This window comes from Pseudomonas sp. PS02288 (assembly GCF_029959715.1).
In the GTDB taxonomy this organism is placed as follows: domain Bacteria; phylum Pseudomonadota; class Gammaproteobacteria; order Pseudomonadales; family Pseudomonadaceae; genus Pseudomonas_O; species Pseudomonas_O kuykendallii.
This window is the reverse complement of sequence record NZ_JASCPA010000115.1, coordinates 1-4,073: the sequence shown is the minus strand read 5'-3', so window position 1 is coordinate 4,073 and position 4,073 is coordinate 1. Positions and strand designations below refer to the sequence as shown.

Annotated in this window: 4 protein-coding genes; 3 read left to right on the top strand and 1 reads right to left on the bottom strand. The window is 64.7% G+C overall.

Annotated elements, in window-relative coordinates; translation table 11 throughout:
* Nucleotides 1-541, top strand: a 541-nt coding sequence (locus tag QMX85_RS23225; protein ID WP_282344896.1) for a sulfite exporter TauE/SafE family protein, incomplete at its 5' end; no start/stop codon positions are given.
* Here the strand turns inward: QMX85_RS23225 and QMX85_RS23220 are convergent.
* Complete coding sequence (locus tag QMX85_RS23220; protein WP_245728201.1) at nucleotides 538-1,233, bottom strand: GntR family transcriptional regulator; 696 nt, start codon at nucleotides 1,231-1,233, stop codon at nucleotides 538-540. The genes QMX85_RS23225 and QMX85_RS23220 overlap by 4 nt on opposite strands.
* Before the next feature lie 150 nt (nucleotides 1,234-1,383).
* Here QMX85_RS23220 and QMX85_RS23215 point away from each other — a divergent pair, with 150 nt between their 5' ends.
* Together QMX85_RS23215 and QMX85_RS23210 are read left to right on the top strand one after the other, a co-directional pair.
* Entirely contained in the window at nucleotides 1,384-2,592 is a 1,209-nt protein-coding gene (locus QMX85_RS23215) for an aminotransferase class V-fold PLP-dependent enzyme (RefSeq protein ID WP_282344892.1), read from the top strand.
* A gap of 148 nt (nucleotides 2,593-2,740) precedes the next feature.
* Nucleotides 2,741-4,027: an MFS transporter gene (locus QMX85_RS23210; protein WP_282344890.1), complete on the top strand. Its 1,287-nt coding sequence runs from the start codon at nucleotides 2,741-2,743 to the stop codon at nucleotides 4,025-4,027.
* Nucleotides 4,028-4,073 lie beyond the last annotated feature (46 nt).

The window sequence follows — 4,073 nt, the reverse complement described above, 5'->3', positions numbered from 1 at the left end:
GCGGCGGCGCCGTATGGCGGCGAGGCGGGGGGGCGTCGGCCGGGGCACGGGGCGCGGCGCCGCGGCGCTGGGGGCGCCGCACGGCGCCTGGGCCGGGGCTGCGCTGGGTGTCGTGCTGGTCGCCTATGCGTTGTGGGGTCTGTTCGGTTCGCCGCCGGCGGTGGCGGCGCGATCGGAAGGCTGGCTGGGGCCGCTGGTCGGACTGCTGACGGGGCTGGTAACCGCCGTCACCGGCGTCTTCGTGGTGCCGGCGGTGCCTTATCTGCAGGCGCTGGGCCTTGGGCGCGACGGGTTGATCCAGGCGATGGGCGTGTCCTTCAGCATCTCCACGCTGGCGCTGGCCATCGGCCTGGCGTTCAACGGCAGCTATTCGGGCGGCGAGGTGGGCGCTTCGCTGTCGATGCTCGCACCGGCGCTTGCCGGCATGTACCTCGGCCAGCGCCTGCGTGGGGTGCTCTCGCCGGCGCTGTTCCGTTCGTGTTTCTTCGGCAGCCTGATCCTGCTCGGGCTGTATCAGCTTGTCGGTCCGCTCTGGGACTAGAGCTTGAGCGTGTTCGCCTGCAGCATCGACAGCACGGCGTCGCGCTTCTCCAGCAGGTGATGACGCAGGATGTTGCTCAGGCGCTTGCCATCGCGCGCCTCCAGCGCCTCGATCATTTCCTCGTGGTCGTGCACCGCACGATCCCACTTGTAGACATGATGGTTGGAGTGGAAGCGCAGCGCCTGGATGCGCCAGTTCAGCGAGACGTAGGTCTGCCGTAGCGTGGCGTTGCGCGCGGCCTGGTTGATCAGGTCGTGGATCGCCTGGTTGCGCTGGTAGTAACCGGGCAGATCGTTCTGTGCCTTGCAGGTGAGCATGCTGGCGTGCAGTGACTTGATCTCGGCCAGTTCCTCGGCGGAGATGCGCTCGCAGGCCAGTTCACCGGCGAAGGCTTCCAGGCCGCTCATGAACTCGAACGCCTCGCGGATTTCGGTTTCCGACATGCTGGCGATGCTCGCCCCGCGGTTCGGCGATATTTCCACCAGCCCTTCGGCGGCGAGCACCTTCAGCGCCTCGCGCAGGGGCGTGCGGGAAATCCCCAGTGTTTCGCACAGCTCGCGTTCGTTGAGCTTCTTGCCTGGCTCCAGCACGCCTTCGATGATCAACCGCCGCAGGTGCCCGACCACGGTGTCGTGCAATTGCTGGCGCTCCACTTTGAGCGGAATCGCTGCAACGGGTCGTTCGACGTTCATTCCAGCATCTGGCATACAAAATCCCCATAACGCCGGCAGGCGCGTTCCCTGAATTCAATGTCTGCAGATTATCAAACCGCTATTGACGTATCGACAGACGTTGATATTGTATTTTGCATTCAAAAAACAAAAAACACAGAAGGCACTTACATGCTACGACTCGATTACCATCCCGCTGGTCGTCATTTCCTGCAGATCCCCGGCCCGAGCCCGGTCCCCGATCGCATCCTTCGGGCCATGAGCTACCCCACCATTGACCACCGCGGTCCCGAGTTCGCCGAACTGGGTCTGAAGGTCATCGACGGCATCAAGCGGATCTTCAAGACCCAGCATCCCGTCGTCATCTATCCCGCTTCCGGCACAGGTGCCTGGGAAGCCGCGCTGGTCAATACCCTGAGCCCCGGCGACACGGTGCTGATGTACGAGACCGGGCACTTCGCCACGCTGTGGAAGAAGATGGCCGAGAATCTCGGGCTGAATCCCGAGTTCATCGGCCTGCCGGGCATCGAGGGCTGGCGCCGCGGCGTGCAGGCCGACCAGATCGAAGCGCGCCTGCGCCAGGACAGCGGCCACACCATCAAGGCGGTCTGCGTGGTGCACAACGAGACCTCCACCGGCGTCACCTCGGACATCGCGTCGGTGCGCAAGGCGATGGATGCGGCGGGCCACCCGGCGCTGCTGCTGGTCGACACCATTTCCGGCCTGGCCTCGGCCGACTACCGGCATGACGAGTGGGGCGTGGACGTCACTGTCTCCGGCTCGCAGAAAGGGCTGATGCTGCCGCCGGGCATCAGCTTCAACGCCCTCTCGCCGAAAGCCATCGAAGCCAGCAAGACCGCCAGGCTGCCGCGCGCGTTCTGGGGTTGGGACGAGATCGTCGAGATGAACAAGACCGGCTACTGGCCGTACACGCCGAGCACCAACCTGCTCTATGGCCTGTCCGAGGCGCTGGACATGATCCTCGGCGAAGGCCTGGACAACGTCTTCGCCCGGCACAATCGCCTTGCCGAAGCCTGCCGCATCGCCGTACGCGCCTGGGGCCTGGAAATCCAGTGCGCCGACCCCGCGGTCTACAGCCCGGTGCTGACCGGCGTGATGACGCCCGAAGGCATTGATGCCGACCAGTTGCGCAAGACCATCTACGAGCGCTTCGACATGTCGCTGGGCACCGGCCTGGGCAAGATGAAAGGGCGCATGTACCGCATCGGCCACCTCGGCGATTGCAACGACCTGACCCTGATGGCGACCCTCACCGGCTGCGAGATGGGCATGCAGATCGCCGGCATGAAACTCGCCGGAAGCGGCGTAAGCGCCGCCATGGACTACCTCGTTTCGCAGCGCGTGCCGTTCAACCGCTGAGCCGTCGCGTACCCCGGCGATCCGCTGCCGGGGCATGCCCCGGCACCTTGCCGTCATGCACGGAACCTACTGCTCCAAGCTTCAAGACCGAACTATCCCGACTCATGTGCCGCCTAGGCACGAACAATAAGAATGTGGAGATAGCTACATGAAACTGCTTCGTTTCCGTGCCACCAGCCTGGTGCTGGGCATGCTCTGCGTCATGTACTTCATTACCTACCTCGACCGGGTCAACGTCAGCACCGCGGCCTCCGGCTTCGGCCCCGAATTCCACCTGTCGAATACCGAAATCGGCCTGGTGTTCTCCGCCTTCGCCTATCCCTACCTGATCTTTCAGATCATCGGCGGCTGGGTCAGCGACCGCTTCGGCTCGCGCCGCACGCTGATCTTCTGCGGCCTCATGTGGGCCGCCGCCACCTTGCTCACCGGTTTCGCCGGCGGCCTGGTTTCCCTGCTCGTCGCCCGCCTGCTGCTGGGCCTGGGCGAAGGGGCGACCTTTCCCGCAGCCACCTCGGCGATGTCGCGCTGGGTGCCGAAGGAAAAGCGCGGCTTCGCCCAGGGCATCACCCACTCGGCGGCCCGCATCGGCAACGCCGTGGCGCCGGCGGCCATCGTCGGCATCATGTCGATCTACGGCTGGCGCGCCTCGTTCTTCGCCTGCGGGATCATCAGCCTGATCTGGGTCGCGGCCTGGGCCTTCCTCTTCACCGAGAACCCGAAGGACCACCCGCGTATCACCCAGGAGGAAATCGACTCCCTGCCCGAACCCAAGAAGGTCAAGATCGTCGTTCCCTGGGGACCGCTGTTCAAGCGCATGTGGCCGGTGACCATCGTCTACTTCTGCTATGGCTGGACGCTCTGGCTGTTCCTCTCCTGGATTCCCCAGTACTTCCTGCACAACTACAGCCTGGACCTGAAGAAGTCGGCGATCTTCGCCTCGGCAGTGTTCTTCGCCGGCGTCATCGGCGACACCCTTGGCGGCATCATCACCGACCGCGTGCTGGTGAAGACCAACTGCCTGAAACGCTCGCGCAGCTGGATGATCGCCATCTGCATGACGCTGGCACTGATCGCGCTGATCCCGGTGGCCTTCACCAAGAACATGTACCTGGCCATGGCCTGCCTGTCCGCCGGCTTCTTCTTCGCCGAGCTGATGATCGGCCCGGTGTGGGCGATTCCGATGGACATCGCGCCGGAATGCTCGGGCACGGCCAGCGGCATGATGAACACCGGCTCGGCTGCCGCGGCGATCCTCTCGCCGGTGGTCTCCGGGTTCCTCATCGACCACTACGGCAGCTGGGAACTGCCGTTTGTGGTTAGCATGGTGCTGATGGGCTGTGGCGTGCTGCTGTCGTTCCGCATGCACCCCGAGCGCAAGTTCGATATCCAGTCCTATCAGCCGCAAGCTTCCGTGGGCGCCGTGGTGCAGCACTAGCGACGCGGCCGCACACGCCCTGATCCTCGGCCGCCACCCTTGGGTG

Excerpts from the sequence above, each read along its gene's own strand:
- QMX85_RS23220 (WP_245728201.1), bottom strand. The coding sequence starts at position 1,233 with ATGAACGTCGAACGACCCGTTGCAGCGATTCCGCTCAAAGTGGAGCGC.
- QMX85_RS23215 (WP_282344892.1), top strand. The coding sequence starts at position 1,384 with ATGCTACGACTCGATTACCATCCCGCTGGTCGTCATTTCCTGCAGATC.
- QMX85_RS23210 (WP_282344890.1), top strand. The coding sequence starts at position 2,741 with ATGAAACTGCTTCGTTTCCGTGCCACCAGCCTGGTGCTGGGCATGCTC.